This is a genomic window from Nocardioides marmoribigeumensis (assembly GCF_031458325.1).
Lineage (GTDB): Bacteria > Actinomycetota > Actinomycetes > Propionibacteriales > Nocardioidaceae > Marmoricola_A > Marmoricola_A marmoribigeumensis.
This window is the reverse complement of sequence record NZ_JAVDYG010000001.1, coordinates 531,362-549,833: the sequence shown is the minus strand read 5'-3', so window position 1 is coordinate 549,833 and position 18,472 is coordinate 531,362. Positions and strand designations below refer to the sequence as shown.

The window sequence follows — 18,472 nt, the reverse complement described above, 5'->3', positions numbered from 1 at the left end:
GACGTGAGCACCGAAGCAGATGCCGTCGCCCGTCCCCGGGTCGTCCTGGGGGTGAGCGGCGGCATCGCCGCCTACAAGGCCTGCGAGGTGCTGCGCCGGCTCACCGAGTCCGGTCACGACGTCACCGTCGTCCCCACCGCCGCCGCGCTCGAGTTCGTCGGGGCGCCGACCTGGGCCGCCCTGTCCGGCAAGCCGGTCTCCTCGGAGGTCTGGGCCGACGTCCACCAAGTGCCCCACGTGCGCCTGGGCCAGGAGGCCGACCTCGTCCTGGTCGCCCCCGCCACCGCCGACCTGATGGCCAAGGCCGCCCACGGGCTCGCCGACGACCTGCTGACCAACACGCTGCTGACCGCCCGGTGCCCCGTCGTGCTCGCGCCGGCGATGCACACCGAGATGTGGGAGCACGCCGCCACGCAGGCCAACGTCGCGACGCTGCGCGACCGCGGGGTCGTCGTGCTCGAGCCCGCCTCCGGGCGCCTGACCGGCAAGGACACCGGCAAGGGCCGGCTGCCCGACCCGCTCGAGATCGTCGAGACCGCGCTGGGGGTGCTGGCCCACGCGCGCCGGCACGAGGGCGGGCTCAGCCAGGACCTGGCCGGCCGCAAGGTGGTCGTGTCGGCGGGCGGCACCCGGGAGTACCTCGACCCGGTGCGCTTCCTGGGCAACCGCTCCTCGGGGCTCCAGGGAGTCGCCCTGGCCCGGGCCGCGGTCACCCGGGGGGCGGAGGTCACGCTGGTCGCGGCCAACGTGGCGCTGCCCGACCCGGCCGGCGTGCACGTCGTACGCGTCGAGACGACCGCCGAGCTGCGCACGGAGGTGCTCGCCGCGGCCGCTCACGCCGACGCGGTGGTGATGGCAGCAGCGCCCGCCGACTTCCGGCCCGCGGCGCACAGCGACAGCAAGATCAAGAAGGGCGACGACGGCTCCGCCCCGCCGCTCGAGCTGGTGCAGAACCCCGACATCCTCGCCGAGCTCTCCCGCGAGCGGGCCCTGCCGGGCCAGGTCGTGGTGGGGTTCGCCGCCGAGACCGGCGACGCCACCGGCTCCGTGCTCGACCACGCCCGCGCCAAGCTCGCCCGCAAGGGGTGCGACCTGCTGGTGGTCAACGACGTCAGCCAGGGCAAGGTGTTCGGCAGTCCGGACAACGAGGCGGTCGTCCTGGGCAGCGACGGCACGACCACGAGCGTCCCGCTCGGGTCCAAGTCGGTGCTGGCCCACGTCATCTGGGACCGGGTCGCCTCGCGCTGGCTGTCCACGGCCTCGGGCACCCCCCGCTGAGCCTCGGGCCGGCGGATACGCTCGGCGTCATGACTGGACGTCTCTTCACCTCCGAGTCCGTGACCGAGGGCCACCCGGACAAGATCGCCGACCGGATCAGCGACACCGTCCTGGACTACCTGATGGAGCACGACTCCGACCGCGCCAACCTGCGGACCGCCGTCGAGACCCTGCTGACCACCGGCCTGGTCGTCGTCGCGGGCGAGGTCCGCACGACGGCCTACGCCCCGGTCGCGCAGCTGGTCCGCGAGGCGATCCTCGAGATCGGTTACGACTCCTCCGACAAGGGCTTCGACGGCAACAGCTGCGGCGTCACGGTCGCGATCGGCAACCAGTCCATCGACATCGCCGCCGGCGTCGACCACGGCCACGAGTCGCGCGTGGGCTCCTCGGCCGACGAGGACGACATGCGCGGCGCGGGCGACCAGGGCCTGATGTTCGGCTACGCCTGCGACGACACCCCCGAGCTCATGCCGCTGCCGGTGATGATCGCCCAGCGGCTCGCGCAGCGGCTGACCGAGGTCCGCAAGGACGGCACGCTGGCCTACCTCCGTCCCGACGGCAAGACCCAGGTCACCATCGAGTACGACGCCGAGGACCGCCCCGTGCGCATCGACACGGTCGTGCTGTCGACGCAGCACGCCGAGGAGGTCGAGCACGCCCAGCTCGAGGCCGACGTCAAGCAGCACGTGATCGACCCGGTGCTGGCGGGCTTCGAGCTGCCCTCCGACGGCTACCGCATGCTGGTCAACCCGACCGGCAAGTTCGTCGTGGGCGGCCCGATGGGCGACGCCGGGCTGACCGGCCGCAAGATCATCGTCGACACCTACGGCGGCATGGCCCGCCACGGCGGCGGCGCGTTCTCCGGCAAGGACCCGTCCAAGGTCGACCGCTCCGCGGCGTACGCCATGCGCTGGGTGGCCAAGAACGTCGTCGCCTCGGGCCTGGCCCGTCGCTGCGAGGTCCAGGTCGCCTACGCCATCGGCAAGGCCGCCCCGGTCGGCGTCTTCGTCGAGACCTTCGGCACCGGCGTGGTCTCCGACGAGCTGATCCAGAAGGCCGTGCTCGAGGTCTTCGACCTCCGCCCGGCCGCGATCATCCGCGAGCTCGACCTGCTCCGCCCGATCTACGCCGCGACCTCGGCCTACGGCCACTTCGGCCGCGAGCTGCCCGAGTTCACCTGGGAGCAGGCCAGCCGCGTCGACGCCCTCAAGGCCGCCGCCGGCATCTGAGCCGCTGGGTTCGGTTTCACTAGGTACCTAGTGATGTTCTCGCTCCCCGAGCGAAACTTCGCTCGGGAGGTGACAGTTTCACTAGGTACCTAGTGAAACTGCAGCGGGCCCTGTGGACCCAGATGGGGCGTACGTCGGCGGGGGCTGGTTGACTCCCGGCGTGCCCGAAGAGCCCGACCCGAGGACCCCGCCCGCCGGGGAGCAGCTCGACCTGCTCCCCGAGCTCGCGCGGGCCCGGGCCGAGGCGGCGGAGCAGACCGAGCGCACCCGCGCCAAGGACCAGGCCCGGGGGCCCGACCCGGCGCCGGAGCGACCCGTGGCCCGCGTGCTGGTCGACGTGCCGCTGGCCCACCTCGACAAGCCGTTCGACTACCTCGTCACCGCCGACCTGCACGACCAGGCGGTCCCGGGCTGCCGGGTCAAGGTGCGCTTCGCCGGCCAGGAGGTGGGCGGCTTCCTGCTCGAGCGCGTCGCGGAGAGCGACCACCCGGGCCGGTTGGCGCCCCTGCGCAAGGTGGTCAGTCCCGAGCCGGTGCTCCACCCCGAGGTCGCCCGGCTCAGCCTCCTCGTCGCGGAGAGGTACGCCGGCACGCGCTCCGACGTGCTCCGCCTCGCGATCCCGCCCCGCCACGCCCGGGTGGAGAAGGAGGAGCGACGCCCGGCCGCCGACCCGGCCGCCCCTCTGGACCCGTCGCCCCTGTGGGAGCACTACCCGCCCGGCCTGCTCGAGGGGCTGCGGGAGGGGAGGTCCCCGCGAGCGGTGTGGTCCGTCCTGCCCGGCGACGACCCGATGCGCGGGCTGGCCGACGCGGTGGCAGCGACGGTGGCGAGCGGGCGGGGTGCGCTGCTCTGCGTCCCCGACCACCGCGACCTGGCCCGCGCCGACGCGGCCCTGGGCGAGGTGCTCGGCGTGGGGCGCCACGTCGTGCTCTCGGCAGACCTCGGTCCGGCCGCCCGCTACCGCGCGTTCCTGGCCCTCTCGCGCGGCGACGTGCGGGTCGCGGTCGGCACCCGCGCCGCGGCCTACGCTCCCGTCCACGACCTCGGGCTGGTGACGCTCTGGGACGACGGCGACGACCTGTTCGCCGAGCCCCGCGCGCCCTACCCCCACACCCGTGAGGTGCTGCTGGTCCGCGCCCACGAGGCGGGGGCCGGGGCCCTGCTCGCCGCGACCTCCCGCAGCGTGGAGGCGGCGGTGCTGGTGGAGACCGGCTGGGCCCACGACCTCACCGCCCACCGGGACCTGCGCCGCAGCCTCGCCCCGCGGGTGTCGGTGACCGGGGCCACCGACAAGGAGGTCGAGCGCGACCCGTTCGCCCGCACGACCCGGCTGCCGACCAGCGCCCACCGCGCCATCGCGGAGGGGCTCGCCCACGGGCCCGTCCTGGTGCAGACCCCGCGCAGCGGCTACGCCCCCGCCCTGGTGTGCAGCACCTGTCGCACCCCGGCGCGCTGCGCCCACTGCCAGGGGCCGCTGGAGCAGCCACGCTCCCAGGCCGACCTGACCTGCCGCTGGTGCGGCACCGAGGTCCCCGAGCACCGCTGTCCGGTGTGCGGACAGGGCAGCCTGAGGGCCGTCGTGCTGGGGGAGCGGCGCACGGCCGAGGAGCTGGGCCGCTCGTTCCCCGGCACCACGGTGCGGCGGTCCAGCGCCGACCGGGTGCTCGACGAGGTCGAGGACGCCCCGGTGCTCGTCGTGGCGACCCCGGGCGCCGAGCCACCGGCCCGGGGCGGCTACACCACGGTGGTCCTGCTCGACACCTGGCTCGTGCTCGCGCGCCCCGACCTGCGCACCGAGGAGGAGGCGCTGCGCCGCTGGGCCAACGCCGCGGCCCTGGCCCGCCCGGCGGGCGAGGGTGGGCACGTGGTGCTGGTCGGCGACCCGGCGCTCCCGGTCGTCCAGGCCCTGGTCCGGTGGGACCCCGCAGGCTTCGCCGGTCGCACCGCCCAGGAGCGGCGCGAGGCCCACCTCCCGCCGGGAGCACGCATGGCCGTGCTGACCGGGTCGCCCGACGACCTCGCCGACGCCCTGGGCCGGCTGCGCCTCCCGCCGGGTGCCGACGTGCTCGGACCGGTGCCCGACCAGGACGGCGCCGAGCGGGTCGTCGTCCGCGTCCCGCGCCGGGCCGGTCCGGCGCTCTCCGAGGCGCTGCGCGCGGTGTCCGGGGTGCGTGCGGCCCGCAAGCTGCCGCCCGTGCGCGTGCAGGTCGACCCCTGGTCCCTGGGCTGAGGGACCGATCGGGCGGCTCCGTAGACTCGGGGGTCGTCCCCCCGACCCGTGAAGGAGCGCCCGTGGCCGTCCAGCCGATCCGTCTCTTCGGAGACCCGGTGCTGCGCACGAAGGCCGCCCCGGTCGTCGACTTCGACGCCGAGCTGCGCCGCCTGGTCAAGGACCTCACCGACACGATGCTCGACGCCCCGGGCGCCGGCCTCGCCGCGCCCCAGATCGGGGTCGGGCTGCGGGTGTTCACCTGGAACGTCGACGGCGAGCTCGGCCACCTGGTCAACCCCGAGCTCTCGCTGTCCGAGGAGATGCAGGACGGCGACGAGGGCTGCTTGTCGATCCCCGACCTGGTCTTCCCCTGCAGGCGGTCGCTGCAGGTGGTCGCACGCGGTGTCGACATGCACGGCGAGCCGGTGACGATCCAGGGCTCCGACCTGCTCGCGCGGGCGATCCAGCACGAGACCGACCACCTCGACGGCATCCTCTTCGTCCAGCGCCTGGACGCCGAGACCCGCAAGCAGGCGATGCGCGCGATCCGCGAGTCCGAGTGGTTCGGGCCGCCGCCCACGATCAAGGTCAGCCCGCACCCCACGCGCGGCCTGGCGCTGTGAGGGTCGTCTTCGCGGGCACGCCCGAGGTCGCCCTCCCGTCGCTGCGGGCGATCGCCGCCTCGCCCCACGAGCTGGTCGGCGTGGTGACCCGTCCCGACGCCCCGGCGGGCCGCGGGCGCCGGCTGGTCGCGAGTCCCGTGGCCGAGCTGGGCGAGGAGCTCGGCGTGCCGGTGCTCAAGCCCGGCCACCCGCGCGAGCCTGAGTTCCTCGAGGCCCTGCGCGCGCTGGAGCCCGACTGCTGCCCGGTCGTGGCCTACGGCGCCCTGCTGCCGCAGTCGGCGCTCGACGTGCCCCGGCACGGCTGGGTCAACCTGCACTTCTCGGTCCTCCCGGCCTACCGCGGCGCCGCCCCGGTGCAGCGGGCCCTCTGGGCGGGGGAGGACTACACCGGCGCCACCACCTTCCGCATCGTCCGCGCCCTCGACGCCGGCCCGACGTACGGCGTGCTGACCGAGCGAATCCGTCCTCGCGACACCGCCGGCGACCTGCTCGACCGCCTCGCCGAGGCCGGCGCGCCCCTGCTGGTGGCGACCCTCGACGGCCTGGAGTCCGGCGAGCTGCACGAGCGCCCCCAGCCCGAGGACGGCGTCAGCCACGCCGCCAAGGTCGAGGTCGCCGAGGCCGAGGTGCGCTGGGAGCAGCCCGCGTTCGCCGTCGACCGGCAGGTCCGGGCCTGCACGCCCGCGCCCGGCGCGTGGACGACGTACGCCGGCGAGCGGCTCAAGCTCGGACCCCTCGAGCCGGTCGACGAGCAGGTGGCGGCCGGCGAGCTCGTGGTCCGCAAGCAGGAGGTGCTCGTCGGCACGGGCACCACGGCCGTCCGCCTCGGGCTCGTCAGAGCCCACGGCCGCAAGGAGATGCCGGCCGCCGACTGGGCGCGCGGGGTCCGGGTCGCCTCCGGCGAGCGTCTCGGATGAACGTCCGGCCCCGCCCGGGTGGCAAGCGCCCCGGACCGCGCAGCGGCGGCCGGCCACCTCGGCCACGGCCCAAGGTCGACCAGGCCAGGCTTGCGGCGTACGACGTGCTGCGTGCGGTGGCGGCCGAGGACGCCTACGCCAACCTCGTGCTGCCCGAGCGCCTGCGGGCCCGGGGGCTGGAGGGACGGGACGCGGCGTTCGCGACCGAGCTCGCCGCGGGGACCCTGCGTCGGCAGGGCACCTACGACGCGGTGCTGAGCGCCTGCGCCCGGCGTCCGGTGACGCGCATCGACCCGCCGGTGCTCGACGCCCTGAGGCTGGGGGCCCACCAGCTGCTGTCGATGCGGGTGCCGTCGCACGCCGCGGTCGGCACCACCGTCGACCTGGTGCGCCAGGAGGTCGGCCACGGTCCGGCCGGCTTCGTCAACGCCGTGCTGCGCCGGGTGGCCGAGCAGACGCTCGACGCCTGGGTGCGGGCGGTGGCGCCCGACCCCGGCGGTGACCCGCGCGGCTTCCAGGTGGTGTGGCAGTCGCACCCCCGGTGGGTGGTCGACGCCCTGGCCGAGAGCCTGGGGGAGCGGGCGGACGAGCTCGACGCGCTGCTCGCCGCCGACAACGAGGCCCCCCGCGTGACGCTGGTGGCCCGACCGGGCCTGGTCGACCGGGAGGAGCTCCTCGCGGTCGAGGGCGCCGAGCCGACCCGCTGGTCGCCGCTGGGCGTCACGCTCGGCTCCGGGGACCCCGGCGCCATCGAGGCCGTCCGGCGGGGGCGCGCGGCGGTCCAGGACGAGGGCTCCCAGCTGGTCGCCCTCGCGGCGCTCGCGGTGCCCCTCGAAGGCGGCCACGACCGGCGCTGGCTGGACACCTGCGCGGGGCCCGGTGGCAAGGCCGCGCTGTGGGGGGCCGAGGCGGCCCGCCGCGGCGCCCACCTCCTCGCCGGCGAGCGCGCTCCGCACCGGGCGGCCCTGGTGGAGCGCGCGGTCGCCGCGGTCCCGGCCGGGGTCGTCGAGGTCGTCGTCGCCGACGCCACCGACCCCCCGTGGGGCAGGGACGAGTTCGACCGCGTCGTCGTCGACGCGCCCTGCTCGGGCCTGGGTGCCCTCCGCAGGCGCCCGGAGTCGCGCTGGCGCCGCACCCCGGGCGACGTGGAGGCACTGGTCCCGCTCCAGCGCGCGCTGCTGGACAGGGCGATCGACGCCACCCGGCCCGGCGGCCTCACGGCCTACGTCACCTGCTCACCGGTCCTCGCCGAGACCGCGGGCGTCGTGGAGCAGGTGCTGGCCGGGCGCAACGACGTGGAGCTGCTCGACGCCGACGAGGTGGCCGCCGACGTGCTCCGTGCCGTGCCCGACCACGCGGGCCCGCTGGCGGGCACCGTCCAGCTGTGGCCGCACCGGCACGGCACGGACGCGATGTTCCTGGCGCTGCTGCGCCGCCGTCAGGTGGTCGGCCGGCCGTCCACCGGCTGAGTGCCGGGCTCGACCGGCGCGGTGCCCGGCTGCTGGTGCTGCACGTCCTGGGGGCGGTCCACCCGGTCGAAGCCGGGCTCGTAGTCGTCGGCGGTGTGGTCCACGCGCGGGTCCACCCGGTCGGCCTCGCGGACGCGGTCCTCGGCCCGGGCCAGCTGGACCTGCTCGGCCTCGCGAGCGGCCCTGGCCTCGGTCTCGGCGCGCTCGGCGGCCAGCCGCGCCTCCTGGGCGCGCTGCTCGGCGACGTCGGCCTGCTGCCGCTGCTGGTGGAGGTCGCCGAGCTCCTCCCGGGCACCTTCGCGGTGCTGCTGGGCGACCTGCACCCGCTGCTCGTGCTGCTGCCGCCTGCGTCGTCCCAGCAGGGCCACGACGGCACCCACCACCACGAGCACGACGACCACCAGCACGATGACCTGGACGGTGTCCATGAGGGCTCCTCTCCTGTGCGGGGGGCGGCGCGCCGGTGCGCCGTACCCTCTCCCGCCCTCCTGCTGCACGGGGTACCCCCGCCGTACGGCTCCCAACCGCGGAGCGCGCGGTCGGTAGGCTGCGCACCGCCATGGGAATCCAGATCGCACCGAGCATGCTGTCCTGCGACTTCGCCCACCTCGCCGACGAGGCGCGCCGCATCGCCAACGCCGACTGGTTGCACGTCGACGTGATGGACAACCACTTCGTCCCCAACCTCACCCTCGGCGTGCCGGTCGTCGAGGCCCTCGCCAAGGCCGTCGACACCCCGCTCGACCTGCACCTGATGATCGAGGACCCCGACCGCTGGGCTCCGGCGTACGTCGAGGCGGGGGCCGGCTCGGTGACCTTCCACGTCGAGGCGGCCACCGCCCCGGTCCGCCTCGCGCGCGAGCTGCGCGCCCAGGGCGCGCGGGCCGGGCTGGCCCTGCGCCCGGCGACGCCGGTCGAGCCCTATGAGGACCTCCTGCCCGAGCTCGACATGCTTCTGGTGATGACCGTCGAGCCCGGCTTCGGCGGCCAGAAGTTCCTCGACCTGTGCCTGCCCAAGATCCGCCGCGCGCGCGAGCTCATCGACCGGCACGGCCTCGACCTGTGGCTCCAGGTCGACGGCGGCGTCTCCCTCGACACGGTCGAGCGCTGCGCCGAGGCGGGGGCCGACATGTTCGTCGCCGGCAGCGCGGTCTTCAGCGCCGACGACCCGGCCGACATGGTCGACCGCCTGCGCGCGACCGCTGCGGCCGCGCAGGCGTGACGCGCGTCTCCGTGGGACGTCGCTGACACCTCCCTCGGGGGTGTGGCACCCTTTCCCGTGACGAGTGTTGAGCTCGCGTGCACTGGGATCGGTGAAATTCCGAGCCGGCGGTGACAGTCCGCGACCCGGTCACAGCCAGTGACCGGTGGACCAGGTGGAACTCCTGGACCGACGGTGAGAGTCCGGATGGGAAGCGCACGCACGGCTCCGGCCGCCGCACGACGGTGGGCCGGACCGACCGTCTTCCCTGCACGCCCCCGGTGACCGCGAGACGCGGACCGGAGAGGCGACCAGATGGGCACCAGCAGCGCGGAGCGCGAGGCGATGGCGCGCGCCCTCGCTCTGGCCGCGACGCCCGGTGTCCCCTTCGGTCCCAACCCCCGCGTGGGCTGCGTGCTCCTCGACGACGACGGCCGCGTGGTCGCCGAGGGCCTCCACCGGGGCGCGGGCACCGCCCACGCCGAGGTCGACGCGCTGTCCCAGGTCGACGACGCCCTGCTGCGGCAGGGCCTGACCGCGGTGGTCACCCTCGAGCCGTGCGACCACACGGGCCGCACCGGCCCGTGCAGCGAGGCCCTCCTCACCGCCGGCGTACGGCGGGTGGTCCACGCCCTGCCCGACCCCACCGAGGCGGCGGGCGGGGGAGCGCGGCGGCTGCGCGAGGCAGGTGTGGAGGTGGAGTGCGGGCTGATGGCCGAGGAGGCCACGCGGCTCAACCGCGGCTGGCTGCACGGGCTGCGGCACGGCCGCCCGTTCGTCACCTGGAAGCTGGCCACCAGCCTCGACGGGCGCAGCGCCGCCGCGGACGGCACCAGCCGCTGGGTCAGCAACGCCGCCTCGCGCCGCGACACCCACCGCCTGCGCGGGCTGGCCGACGTGATGATGGCCGGCACCGGCACCGTGCTCACCGACGGGCCCCGGCTCAACGTCCGCGACGAGCACGACCGGCCGCTGCCGCGCCAGGCGCAGCCGCTGCGCGTCGTCGTGGGCGAGCGCCCCCTGCCCGGCGACGCCGCCGTGCTCGACGACTCCGCCGCCACCTGGGTGACCGGCACGCGTGACCTGTCCGCGGTCCTCACGACGCTCTTCGAGCAGGGCCGGCGCGAGGTCTTCCTCGAGGGAGGCCCGACCCTGGCCGGCGCCTTCCTCGCGGCCGGGCTCGTCGACGAGGTCGTCGCCTACGTCGCGCCCCTGCTCATCGGTGACGGGATCCCTGCTGCGCAAGGGCTGCCGTTCACCTCGATCACCGACGCGCTGCGCCTCGACGTCCTCGACGTGACGACGATCGGCGCTGCTCCCGAGACCGACGTGCGGCTCACCATGAGACCGCACGAGAAGGAGGCCTGATGTTCACCGGCATCGTCGAGGAGCTCGGCACCGTCGTCGCCCTGGAGAGCCAGAGCGACGCGATGCGGCTCTCGGTCCGCGGACCGCTCGTCACCGAGGACGCCTCGCTGGGCGACTCCATCGCCGTCAACGGGGTCTGCCTGACCGTCGCGAGCCTCGACGGCGAGGTGTTCACCGCCGACGTGATGCGCGAGACGCTCGACAAGAGCAGCCTCGGCGCCCTCGCCCCGCAGTCGCAGGTCAACCTCGAGCGCGCGATGACCCTGCAGGCCCGCCTCGGCGGCCACCTCGTGCAGGGCCACGTCGACGGGGTCGGCGAGGTCCGCAGCCGCACGCCCAGCGAGCACTGGGAGGTCGTCGAGGTCTCGCTCCCGCCGCACCTCGCGACCTACCTCGTGGACAAGGGCTCGATCACGGTCGACGGCGTCTCGCTGACCGTCGTGCGCGTCGACGACGCCCGCGGCAGCTTCACCGTCTCCCTGATCCCGGAGACCCTCGCCCGCACCACGCTCGGTCACCGGCAGCCCGGTGAGCCGGTCAACCTCGAGGTCGACGTGGTCGCCAAGTACGTCGAGCGCATGCTCGGCCCCCGCCTGCAGCAGGAGGACAACCGATGAGCGACACGATCCGCCTCGACAGCGTCGAGGAGGCGATCGCCGACATCGCGGCCGGCAGGGCCGTCGTGGTCGTCGACGACGAGGACCGCGAGAACGAGGGCGACCTCATCTTCGCCGCCAGCAGGTCGACGCCCGAGCTGATGGCCTTCACGATCCGCCACTCCTCGGGCGTGATCTGCGTGCCGATGCCGGGGGAGATGCTCGACCGGCTCGAGATCCCGCTGATGACGCCGCACAACAAGGACAAGCTGCGGACGGCCTACACGATCTCGGTCGACGCCCGGGACGGGGTGAGCACCGGGATCAGTGCCGCCGACCGCTCGCACACCGCGCGCGTGCTGGCCGACTCCGCGACCGAGCCGTGGGAGATCACGCGCCCCGGGCACATCTTCCCGCTGCGCTACCGCGAGGGTGGCGTGCTGTCCCGGCGCGGGCACACCGAGGCCGCGGTCGACCTGGCCCGCATGGCCGGGCTGACCCCCGCGGGCGTGCTCGTCGAGGTGGTCAACGACGACGGCACGATGAAGCGCGGGCAGGAGCTGCGCGACTTCGCCGACGAGCACGGGCTCAAGCTCATCTCGATCGAGCAGATGGTCCACCACCGCCGCCGTCACGAGAGCCACGTCGAGCGGGTCGCGGTGACCAGCCTGCCGACCCGGTTCGGCGACTTCACCGCCTTCGGCTACCGCATCGCGATCGACGAGTCCGAGCACGTCGCGCTGGTGTACGGCGACCCGGCGGCCCTGGAGGGCGGCGAGGGCGTGCTGTGCCGGGTGCACTCGGAGTGCCTGACCGGCGACGTGTTCGGCAGCAGCCGCTGCGACTGCGGGCCGCAGCTCGACGAGGCGATGGAGCGGATCGTCGCCAACCGCAGCGGCGTCGTGGTCTACCTCCGTGGCCACGAGGGCCGGGGCATCGGCCTGCTGGCCAAGCTGCAGGCCTACCAGCTGCAGGACGGCGGACGGGACACCGTCGACGCCAACCTCGACCTGGGGCTGCCGGCCGACGCCCGTCACTACGGCGCGGCCACCCAGGTGCTCAAGGACCTCGGGGTCCGGTCGGTGCGGCTGCTGACCAACAACCCGGCCAAGACCGAGGGCCTGGAGGCCTACGGCATCGAGGTGGTCGAGCGCGTGGGACTCACCCCCCACCCCAACGACCACAACCTCGACTACCTGCGCACCAAGCGCGACCGGATGGGCCACGTCCTCCCGGACCTCACCCTCGACGACAACCAAGGAGCAGACGCATGAGTGGAGTGGGCTCCCCCACCGAGCGCTACGCGGCGGAGCCGGTCGACTGCAGCGACCTCCAGGTCGCCGTGGTCGCCGCGAGCTGGCACGACCAGGTGATGGACGGCCTGGTGGCCGGCGCACAGAAGGCGCTGGCCGACTTCAACGTCACCGCCGACGTCGTCCGGGTGCCCGGGTCCTTCGAGCTCCCGGTCGTCGCCGACGCCCTGGCCCGCGCCGGCCACGAGGCGGTCGTCGCGCTGGGGGTCGTGATCCGCGGCGGCACCCCGCACTTCGACTACGTCTGCTCCGCCGCGACCGACGGGCTCAACCGGGTCGCGCTCGACCACGGCGTCGCCATCGGCTTCGGCCTGCTGACCTGCGACACCGAGCAGCAGGCGCTCGACCGAGCCGGGCTGGAGGGCTCCCAGGAGGACAAGGGCTACGAGGCCACCGCGGCCGCGCTGCTCACGGCCCGGACGCTGCGCGAGGTCGGCGGCGTCGGCCGCCGATAGGCTGTCCTCCTGTGAAGACGTTCGAGCAGCTCTGGGCCGAGCTCAGCGACAAGGCCGCGACCAGGCCGGAGGGCTCGGGGACCGTCCGCGAGCTCGACGCCGGTGTCCACACGATCGGCAAGAAGCTGGTCGAGGAGGCCGCCGAGTCCTGGATGGCCGCCGAGCACGAGACCCCGGAGCGCACGGCGGAGGAGATCTCCCAGCTGCTCTACCACGCCCAGGTGCTCATGCTCGCCTCCGGACTGACCCTCGACGACGTCTACGCCCACCTGTGACCACCCCCGTGAGGACCCCCTCGTGACCCCGCCCACCTCCACCCCGCTGCCGCCGCCGATCGCCGGCGCCGACGGCGCCCCGCTGCGCATCGCCGTGCCCAACAAGGGCGCGCTGAGCCAGGCCGCCTCCGACATGCTGCGCGAGGCCGGCTACAAGCAGCGCAACGACCCCAAGCAGCTCGCGCTCACCGACACCGACAACGGCGTGGAGTTCTTCTACCTCCGGCCGCGCGACATCGCGCTCTACGTCGGGGAGGGCACCCTCGACCTCGGCGTCACCGGGCGCGACCTGCTGCGCGACTCGCGGGCCAAGGCCGACGAGGTGCTCACCCTCGGCTTCGGCCGCTCGACCTTCCGCTTCGCCGCGCGCCCCGGCGTGCTCGGCGGGGACGCCACCGACCTGGCCGGCAAGCGCGTCGCGACGTCCTACCCGGGCGTGGTCAAGGGCTACCTCGAGGAGCGCGGCATCGAGGCGACGGTCATCCGGCTCGACGGCGCGGTCGAGACCAGCATCCAGCTCGGCGTCGCCGACGTCATCGCCGACGTCGTGGAGACCGGCAGCACGCTGCGTCAGGCCGGTCTCGAGGTGGCCGGTGAGGTGATCCTCAGCTCCGAGGCGGTCCTCATCGGACGCGGCCCGGACTCGGCCCACCCGGGCGTCGAGGTCTTCCTGCGCCGGCTCCAGGGCGTGCTCGTCGCCCGATCGTTCGTGATGATGGACTACGACCTCCCCGCGGCGCGCACCGAGGAGGCCCTCGCGCTCACCCCCGGCATCGAGAGCCCGACCGTCGCGCCGCTGCACAAGGAGGGCTGGGTCGCGGTCCGCTCGATGGTCCCGCGCGACCAGGCCCAGCGGATCATGGACGCGCTCTACGACATCGGCGCGCGGGCCATCCTGACCACCGACATCCATGCCTGCCGACTCTGAGGGCGCCCGCCCGACGCCGGCCACGCCCGACCTGCCGGTGACGTTCCGCCCGCTCGGGGTGCGCATCGCCGCGGTCGCGTTCGGCGTCATGCTCTTCGGCGTGGGCGCGGCGATCTGGATCTCGTTCCCGCCGCACGTCCGGGAGGCGTTCACCGTCTTCCAGCGGCTCACGGTGCTCGGCATGGGCGCCGGTGTCCTCGTCGTCGGTCACGCCCTCGCCCGCTGCCGGGTCGACGCGGACGCCGAGGGGCTCAACGTGGTCAACGGCTACCGCACCCACCGGCTGCAGTGGCCCCAGGTCCTCGCGGTCCGCATGCTGCCGGGCAACCCGTGGGTCACCTTCGACCTCGCCGACGGCACGACCCTGAGCGCCCTGGGCGTGCAGGGCTCCGACGGCGCGCGGGCCCAGCGCCAGGTCCGTGCCCTGCGCGCGCTGATCGCGCAGCACGACGCCCGCGAGCCCGACGCCTGAGGCTCCTCAGGCCGGGGTGACCCGGCCGGTCAGCCCGTCGACCACCACGTCGGCGCGCTCGGCGGTCCGGGCCAGCTCGAGGTGGGCCGCCTCCGCCTCCTGCCACCGCAGCCACCGCTCGCGCATCGCCTCGCCGTCGCGCGCCAGGCCGCGCCGCAGCCGCTCGTCGAGCGGAGCCGTGACCAGCACGCGGAGCGTGACCACGTCGTCGTACGCCGGGTCGGCGGAGCCCACGCCCTCCAGCACCACCAGGTCGCCGGCCTCCACGACGTGCTCCTCGGCGCGCGCCCCGCGCTCCCAGTCATGGCGTCGGTACGTCGCCCGGCCGGCCTCGGCGAGTCCCCTCACCAGGGGCACCGTGACCTCGTGCAGGTGGGGCAGGCCCGACCAGCCGGCGTAGAGGTCGTCCATGTGGACCACCGTCGCCCGCAGCCCCCGCGAGCCGGCCGCAGCGTGCAGGAGGCCGGCCGCCGTGGTCTTGCCCGAGCCGGCGAAGCCGTCCACGCAGACCAGCCGCGAGCCGGCGACGAGGCGTCCGCGACGGGCCAGCGCCAGGTCGAGCAGCCGGTCCCCGAGGGGCGTCACCGGATCCCGTGCTTGCGCAGGATCGCCTCGATGTCGTCCTGGTCCTCCACCACGCCACCGCGGCCGGACGCGACGGGCGCCTGGCCCCGAGGTCGCGCCGGCGCCGACCCGACGGCTTTGGGCTGGGTGCGCGCCGAGACCACCGTGCCCACCAGCCACAGCACGACGGCGAGGCCGGCGACCACGACGCCGAGCCAGACGACGGGGCTGAGGACCAGGCGGACCGCCCACCGGCCCACGGCGTCGACGACGTCCCCGGCCAGGCGGAGGATCCCGGTGAGCGCCGCGGCGAGGGGCAGCAGGCTCCACGCCACCGCGCGCAGCCCGGGACCCGCCCCGCGCCGGGACCACACCAGCACCGACACCAGCAGGCCGGCGAGCGTGAGCGCCGAGCCGAGGGCGACCCAGGAGACGGAGTCCATGGGAGGAGCCTACGAGCCCGGTGAGAGCATGACCCGGTGACCGAACCGCCGTCCGCCCGCCGCCTCCTCGACACCGGGTTCGGCGACGACGACGGGACGGCGAGCCAGGCGGTGTCCGACGCCCTGACGGCGTACGACGCGGACCCCGACGGGCTGCACCGCGAGACCCTCGCGGTCCTCCAGGACGCCCGCCTCCTCGTGCCGGTCGTGGCCGTCCTCGGCGAGGTCGAGCTGGGGGAGGACGGCCTGGCCCGTGACAAGACCTCCGACATGGCGACCGTGCTCATGCGCGGCCCCGGCGGACGCACGGCGCTGCTGGCGTTCACCTCGATGGCCGCCCTGCAGGCGTGGCGGCCCGACGCCAGGCCGGTCCCGGTCTCGGTCACGGCCGCGGCCGAGGCCGCCCGCGTCGACGGCGCCGACACCCTCCTGGTCGACGTGGCGGGCCCGGTGCGCTTCGTCGTGCAGGACGAGGACCTGCAGGCGCTCGCCGAGGGCTACCGCCTCGCCGACCTTGCCGGACGCCTGGCCTGGACCAAGGTGGTCGACCCCGGCTGACCCCCGGCTGACTCCCGGCTGACTCCCGGTTGAGCCCGGCGGCGCCGCGATGTGCGTCCGGGCAGCGTGGTCGCTATGATGGTCGGGACCGATCCGCGTGCTCACCGGCACCACGAGCATGCGGGTCCGACAAGCGGGGCCCAGGCTCCCACCCGCACCGGCCGCCAGGTCGTCGGGTCCGGTCACCCGGTCCACCCGCAGGGGTGGTCCCGGGCGCGACGTCGTACGACGCCCGTCCAGCGCGCGCGCTGGACGACGTACGCCGCCGACTGGCCTCCGCTGTCGCCGACACGGGGGCTGCTTCGCTTTTCGGGGAGCTCCGGCGCCGAGGTCGCACGACCCACGACACCAGGAGGACCCATCAGCACAGAGCTGCGCATCAACGACCGGATCCGCGTTCCCGAAGTACGGCTCGTCGGACCCAACGGCGAGACCGTCGGCATCGTCCGCATCGAGGACGCGCTCCGGCTCGCGCAGGAGGCCGACCTCGACCTCGTCGAGGTCGCGCCGATGGCGCGGCCCCCGGTCTGCAAGCTCATGGACTACGGGAAGTTCAAGTACGAGAACGCCCAGAAGGCCCGTGAGGCGCGCCGCAACCAGACCAACGTGGTCATCAAGGAGATGAAGCTCCGCCCCAAGATCGACGCGCACGACTACGAGACCAAGAAGGGTCACGTGGTGCGCTTCCTCAAGCAGGGCGACAAGGTCAAGATCACGATCATGTTCCGCGGTCGTGAGCAGCACCGTCCCGAGCTCGGGCTGGTCCTGCTCAACCGTCTCGCGGAGGACGTGACCGAGCTGGGCTTCGTCGAGTCGTCCCCCAAGCAGGACGGGCGCAACATGATCATGGTCCTGGGCCCGCACAAGAAGAAGGCCGAGGCCAAGGCCGAGGTCAAGGCCGCCAAGGTCGAGCGCGCCGCGGAGAAGGCGGCGGAGGTCGAGGCCGAGCACGCCGAGCGCCGCGCCCACGCCGCCGCGGCTGCCGCCGAGCCCAAGGCCGAGAAGCCCAAGCGGCGCGGCGACAACCTCGACGCCGACACCGACATCTGAGGTCGTCGGCCCAGCCGGGCCGGCACCGACGGTCACCCGCCCCCGCGGGTGCGACCAGCAGTCAACGAGAAGGACGAACTGATGCCGAAGAACAAGACGCACTCCGGTGCGAGCAAGCGCTTCCGGGTGACCGGCTCGGGCAAGCTCCGCCGCCAGAAGGCCGGGCTGCGCCACAACCTGGAGAAGAAGCCCTCGAAGATGACCCGTCGCATGTCGGGCACCACCGAGGTCTCCAAGGCCGACAACAAGACCGTCCGCAAGCTGCTGGGCCGCTGAGCTCCGGCTCCACCCCGAACTGAAGGAGAACTCACGTGGCACGCGTGAAGCGGGCGGTCAACGCCCAGAAGAAGCGTCGTACGACCCTCGAGCGCGCCAGCGGCTACCGCGGCCAGCGCTCGCGCCTCTACCGCAAGGCCAAGGAGCAGGTCACCCACTCGCTGGTCTACAGCTACCGGGACCGCAAGGCCAAGAAGGGCGACTTCCGCAAGCTGTGGATCCAGCGGATCAACGCCGCGGCGCGCCAGCAGGGGATGACCTACAACCGGTTCATCCAGGGCCTGCGCCTGGCCGGTGTCGACGTGGACCGCAAGATCCTCGCCGACCTCGCCGTCAACGACCCGGCGGCGTTCAACGTCCTCGTGGAGACCGCCAAGGCGGCCCTGCCCGACGACGTCAACGCGCCGGCCACGGCCTGACGCCCCAGCACCACCACAGACGGGTGAGCGTCCCCGCCGACGACCCGCTGCTCTCCACCAGGAGCGGCCGGGTCAAGGAGGCGAGGAGGCTCACCCGTCGTGCTGCTCGCACCGAGCGACGCCTGTTCCTGGCCGAGGGCCGGCAGGCGGTCCGCGAGGCGCTGGCCCTCCCGGGCTGCGTCCGCGAGGTCTTCGCGGTCCCCGGCCGTCACGACGACCTCCGCACGCACGCGGTCGGCGTCGCGTGGCACGACGCCGACGAGGCGGCGGTCGCCTCCCTGAGCGACACCGTGAGCCCGCAGGGCGTCGTCGCGGTGTGCTCCGCGCTCGACCGTCCCCTCCCAGACGTGCTTTCCGACACCCCCTCGCTGGTCGTCGTCTGCGCCGACGTGCGCGACCCCGGCAACGCCGGCACCGTCGTCCGCTGCGCCGACGCGGTCGGGGCCCAGGCGGTCGTGCTGACCGGCGACTCCGTCGACGTCCACAACGGCAAGACGGTCCGCGCCTCGGTCGGCTCGGTCTTCCACCTCCCGGTGGCCGTCCACCGCGAGACCGCCGAGGCGGTGGCGCTCCTGCAGGAGCGCGGCTTCACCGTGCTGGCCGCCGACGGGTCCGGCGAGACCGACCTCTACGCCGACCCGCAGCTGCTGCGCGGTCCCGTGGCGTGGCTGTTCGGCAACGAGGCGTGGGGCCTGCCGGCCGAGCTCGCCGAGCTGGCCGACCACCGGGTGAGCGTGCCGATCCCCGGCCGGGCCGAGAGCCTCAACCTCGCGACGGCTGCGGCGGTCTGCCTCTACGCGACCTACGCCGCCCGGCGCTGAGC

The 18,472-nt window shown here is 74.5% G+C and carries 22 protein-coding genes and 1 riboswitch; of the genes, 19 read left to right on the top strand and 3 right to left on the bottom strand.

From position 1 onward, the window contains the following. Positions 1-3 precede the first annotated feature (3 nt). From coaBC to J2S63_RS02680, 6 genes are all read left to right on the top strand, one after another. A complete protein-coding gene (gene coaBC, locus J2S63_RS02705; protein ID WP_310298277.1) occupies positions 4-1,278 on the top strand; it encodes a bifunctional phosphopantothenoylcysteine decarboxylase/phosphopantothenate--cysteine ligase CoaBC in 1,275 nt (424 codons plus the stop codon). Positions 1,279-1,307: 29 nt separating this feature from the next. After that, complete coding sequence (metK, locus tag J2S63_RS02700) at positions 1,308-2,510, top strand: methionine adenosyltransferase (RefSeq protein ID WP_310298274.1); 1,203 nt, start codon at positions 1,308-1,310, stop codon at positions 2,508-2,510. 160 nt (positions 2,511-2,670) lie between these two features. Then, positions 2,671-4,740 (top strand): primosomal protein N', encoded by a 2,070-nt coding sequence (locus J2S63_RS02695; protein WP_310298271.1) that lies wholly within the window; start codon positions 2,671-2,673, stop codon positions 4,738-4,740. A 62-nt stretch (positions 4,741-4,802) separates the two neighbouring features. Next, a complete protein-coding gene (def, locus tag J2S63_RS02690; protein WP_310298269.1) occupies positions 4,803-5,345 on the top strand; it encodes a peptide deformylase in 543 nt (180 codons plus the stop codon). After that, positions 5,342-6,262 (top strand): methionyl-tRNA formyltransferase, encoded by a 921-nt coding sequence (gene fmt, locus J2S63_RS02685; protein ID WP_310298267.1) that lies wholly within the window; start codon positions 5,342-5,344, stop codon positions 6,260-6,262. The genes def and fmt overlap by 4 nt, the downstream gene beginning before the upstream one ends. After that, on the top strand, positions 6,259-7,731 hold the full coding sequence (locus J2S63_RS02680; RefSeq protein ID WP_310298265.1) for an RsmB/NOP family class I SAM-dependent RNA methyltransferase: 1,473 nt from the start codon (positions 6,259-6,261) through the stop codon (positions 7,729-7,731). The genes fmt and J2S63_RS02680 overlap by 4 nt, the downstream gene beginning before the upstream one ends. Here J2S63_RS02680 and J2S63_RS02675 read toward each other — a convergent pair. Continuing rightward, positions 7,701-8,159: a hypothetical protein gene (locus J2S63_RS02675; protein WP_310298262.1), complete on the bottom strand. Its 459-nt coding sequence runs from the start codon at positions 8,157-8,159 to the stop codon at positions 7,701-7,703. The two genes, J2S63_RS02680 and J2S63_RS02675, sit on opposite strands and share 31 nt — an antisense overlap. A 131-nt stretch (positions 8,160-8,290) precedes the next feature. Between J2S63_RS02675 and rpe the strand changes: the two genes are divergently transcribed. The 8 genes from rpe (at position 8,291) to J2S63_RS02635 (ending at position 14,339) form a co-directional block, all read left to right on the top strand. Then, entirely contained in the window at positions 8,291-8,953 is a 663-nt protein-coding gene (gene rpe, locus J2S63_RS02670; RefSeq protein WP_310298260.1) for a ribulose-phosphate 3-epimerase, read from the top strand. Positions 8,954-9,026: 73 nt separating this feature from the next. Then, a riboswitch (FMN riboswitch) is annotated at positions 9,027-9,156 on the top strand. Between the two features lie 91 nt (positions 9,157-9,247). Then, the gene (gene ribD, locus J2S63_RS02665) at positions 9,248-10,300 is read left to right on the top strand and encodes a bifunctional diaminohydroxyphosphoribosylaminopyrimidine deaminase/5-amino-6-(5-phosphoribosylamino)uracil reductase RibD (RefSeq protein ID WP_310298258.1); all 1,053 of its coding nucleotides are present in this window, start codon (positions 9,248-9,250) and stop codon (positions 10,298-10,300) included. Then, a complete protein-coding gene (locus J2S63_RS02660; protein ID WP_310298255.1) occupies positions 10,300-10,917 on the top strand; it encodes a riboflavin synthase in 618 nt (205 codons plus the stop codon). The genes ribD and J2S63_RS02660 overlap by 1 nt, the downstream gene beginning before the upstream one ends. Continuing rightward, a complete protein-coding gene (locus J2S63_RS02655; RefSeq protein WP_310298253.1) occupies positions 10,914-12,170 on the top strand; it encodes a bifunctional 3,4-dihydroxy-2-butanone-4-phosphate synthase/GTP cyclohydrolase II in 1,257 nt (418 codons plus the stop codon). The genes J2S63_RS02660 and J2S63_RS02655 overlap by 4 nt, the downstream gene beginning before the upstream one ends. Then, complete coding sequence (ribH, locus tag J2S63_RS02650) at positions 12,167-12,664, top strand: 6,7-dimethyl-8-ribityllumazine synthase (protein ID WP_310298250.1); 498 nt, start codon at positions 12,167-12,169, stop codon at positions 12,662-12,664. The genes J2S63_RS02655 and ribH overlap by 4 nt, the downstream gene beginning before the upstream one ends. Before the next feature lie 11 nt (positions 12,665-12,675). Then, positions 12,676-12,939, top strand: coding sequence for a phosphoribosyl-ATP diphosphatase (locus tag J2S63_RS02645; protein WP_310298247.1), 264 nt, complete (start codon positions 12,676-12,678; stop codon positions 12,937-12,939). 22 nt (positions 12,940-12,961) lie between these two features. Continuing rightward, a complete protein-coding gene (gene hisG / locus J2S63_RS02640; RefSeq protein ID WP_310298244.1) occupies positions 12,962-13,867 on the top strand; it encodes an ATP phosphoribosyltransferase in 906 nt (301 codons plus the stop codon). Then, on the top strand, positions 13,851-14,339 hold the full coding sequence (locus J2S63_RS02635) for a PH domain-containing protein (protein WP_310298242.1): 489 nt from the start codon (positions 13,851-13,853) through the stop codon (positions 14,337-14,339). Before hisG ends, J2S63_RS02635 begins: the two co-directional genes overlap by 17 nt. 6 nt (positions 14,340-14,345) lie before the next feature. Here the strand turns inward: J2S63_RS02635 and J2S63_RS02630 are convergent, their stop codons facing one another. Beyond that, entirely contained in the window at positions 14,346-14,924 is a 579-nt protein-coding gene (locus tag J2S63_RS02630) for a nucleoside/nucleotide kinase family protein (protein ID WP_310298241.1), read from the bottom strand. Further along, a complete protein-coding gene (locus tag J2S63_RS02625; protein ID WP_310298239.1) occupies positions 14,921-15,346 on the bottom strand; it encodes a hypothetical protein in 426 nt (141 codons plus the stop codon). The genes J2S63_RS02630 and J2S63_RS02625 overlap by 4 nt, the downstream gene beginning before the upstream one ends. Before the next feature lie 36 nt (positions 15,347-15,382). On the opposite strand from J2S63_RS02625, the gene J2S63_RS02620 reads away from it, so the two are divergent. From J2S63_RS02620 to J2S63_RS02600, 5 genes are all read left to right on the top strand, one after another. Continuing rightward, positions 15,383-15,904, top strand: a complete 522-nt coding sequence (locus J2S63_RS02620; RefSeq protein ID WP_310298236.1) for an SseB family protein — start codon at positions 15,383-15,385, stop codon at positions 15,902-15,904. Positions 15,905-15,979: 75 nt separating this feature from the next. Continuing rightward, entirely contained in the window at positions 15,980-16,954 is a 975-nt protein-coding gene (gene infC / locus J2S63_RS02615; protein WP_310298233.1) for a translation initiation factor IF-3, read from the top strand. An 81-nt stretch (positions 16,955-17,035) separates the two neighbouring features. After that, on the top strand, positions 17,036-17,230 hold the full coding sequence (rpmI, locus tag J2S63_RS02610; protein ID WP_310298231.1) for a 50S ribosomal protein L35: 195 nt from the start codon (positions 17,036-17,038) through the stop codon (positions 17,228-17,230). A 35-nt stretch (positions 17,231-17,265) separates the two neighbouring features. After that, complete coding sequence (rplT, locus tag J2S63_RS02605) at positions 17,266-17,649, top strand: 50S ribosomal protein L20 (protein WP_310298228.1); 384 nt, start codon at positions 17,266-17,268, stop codon at positions 17,647-17,649. Positions 17,650-17,672: 23 nt separating this feature from the next. Beyond that, positions 17,673-18,470, top strand: coding sequence for a TrmH family RNA methyltransferase (locus J2S63_RS02600; protein WP_310298226.1), 798 nt, complete (start codon positions 17,673-17,675; stop codon positions 18,468-18,470). Positions 18,471-18,472: the final 2 nt, after the last annotated feature.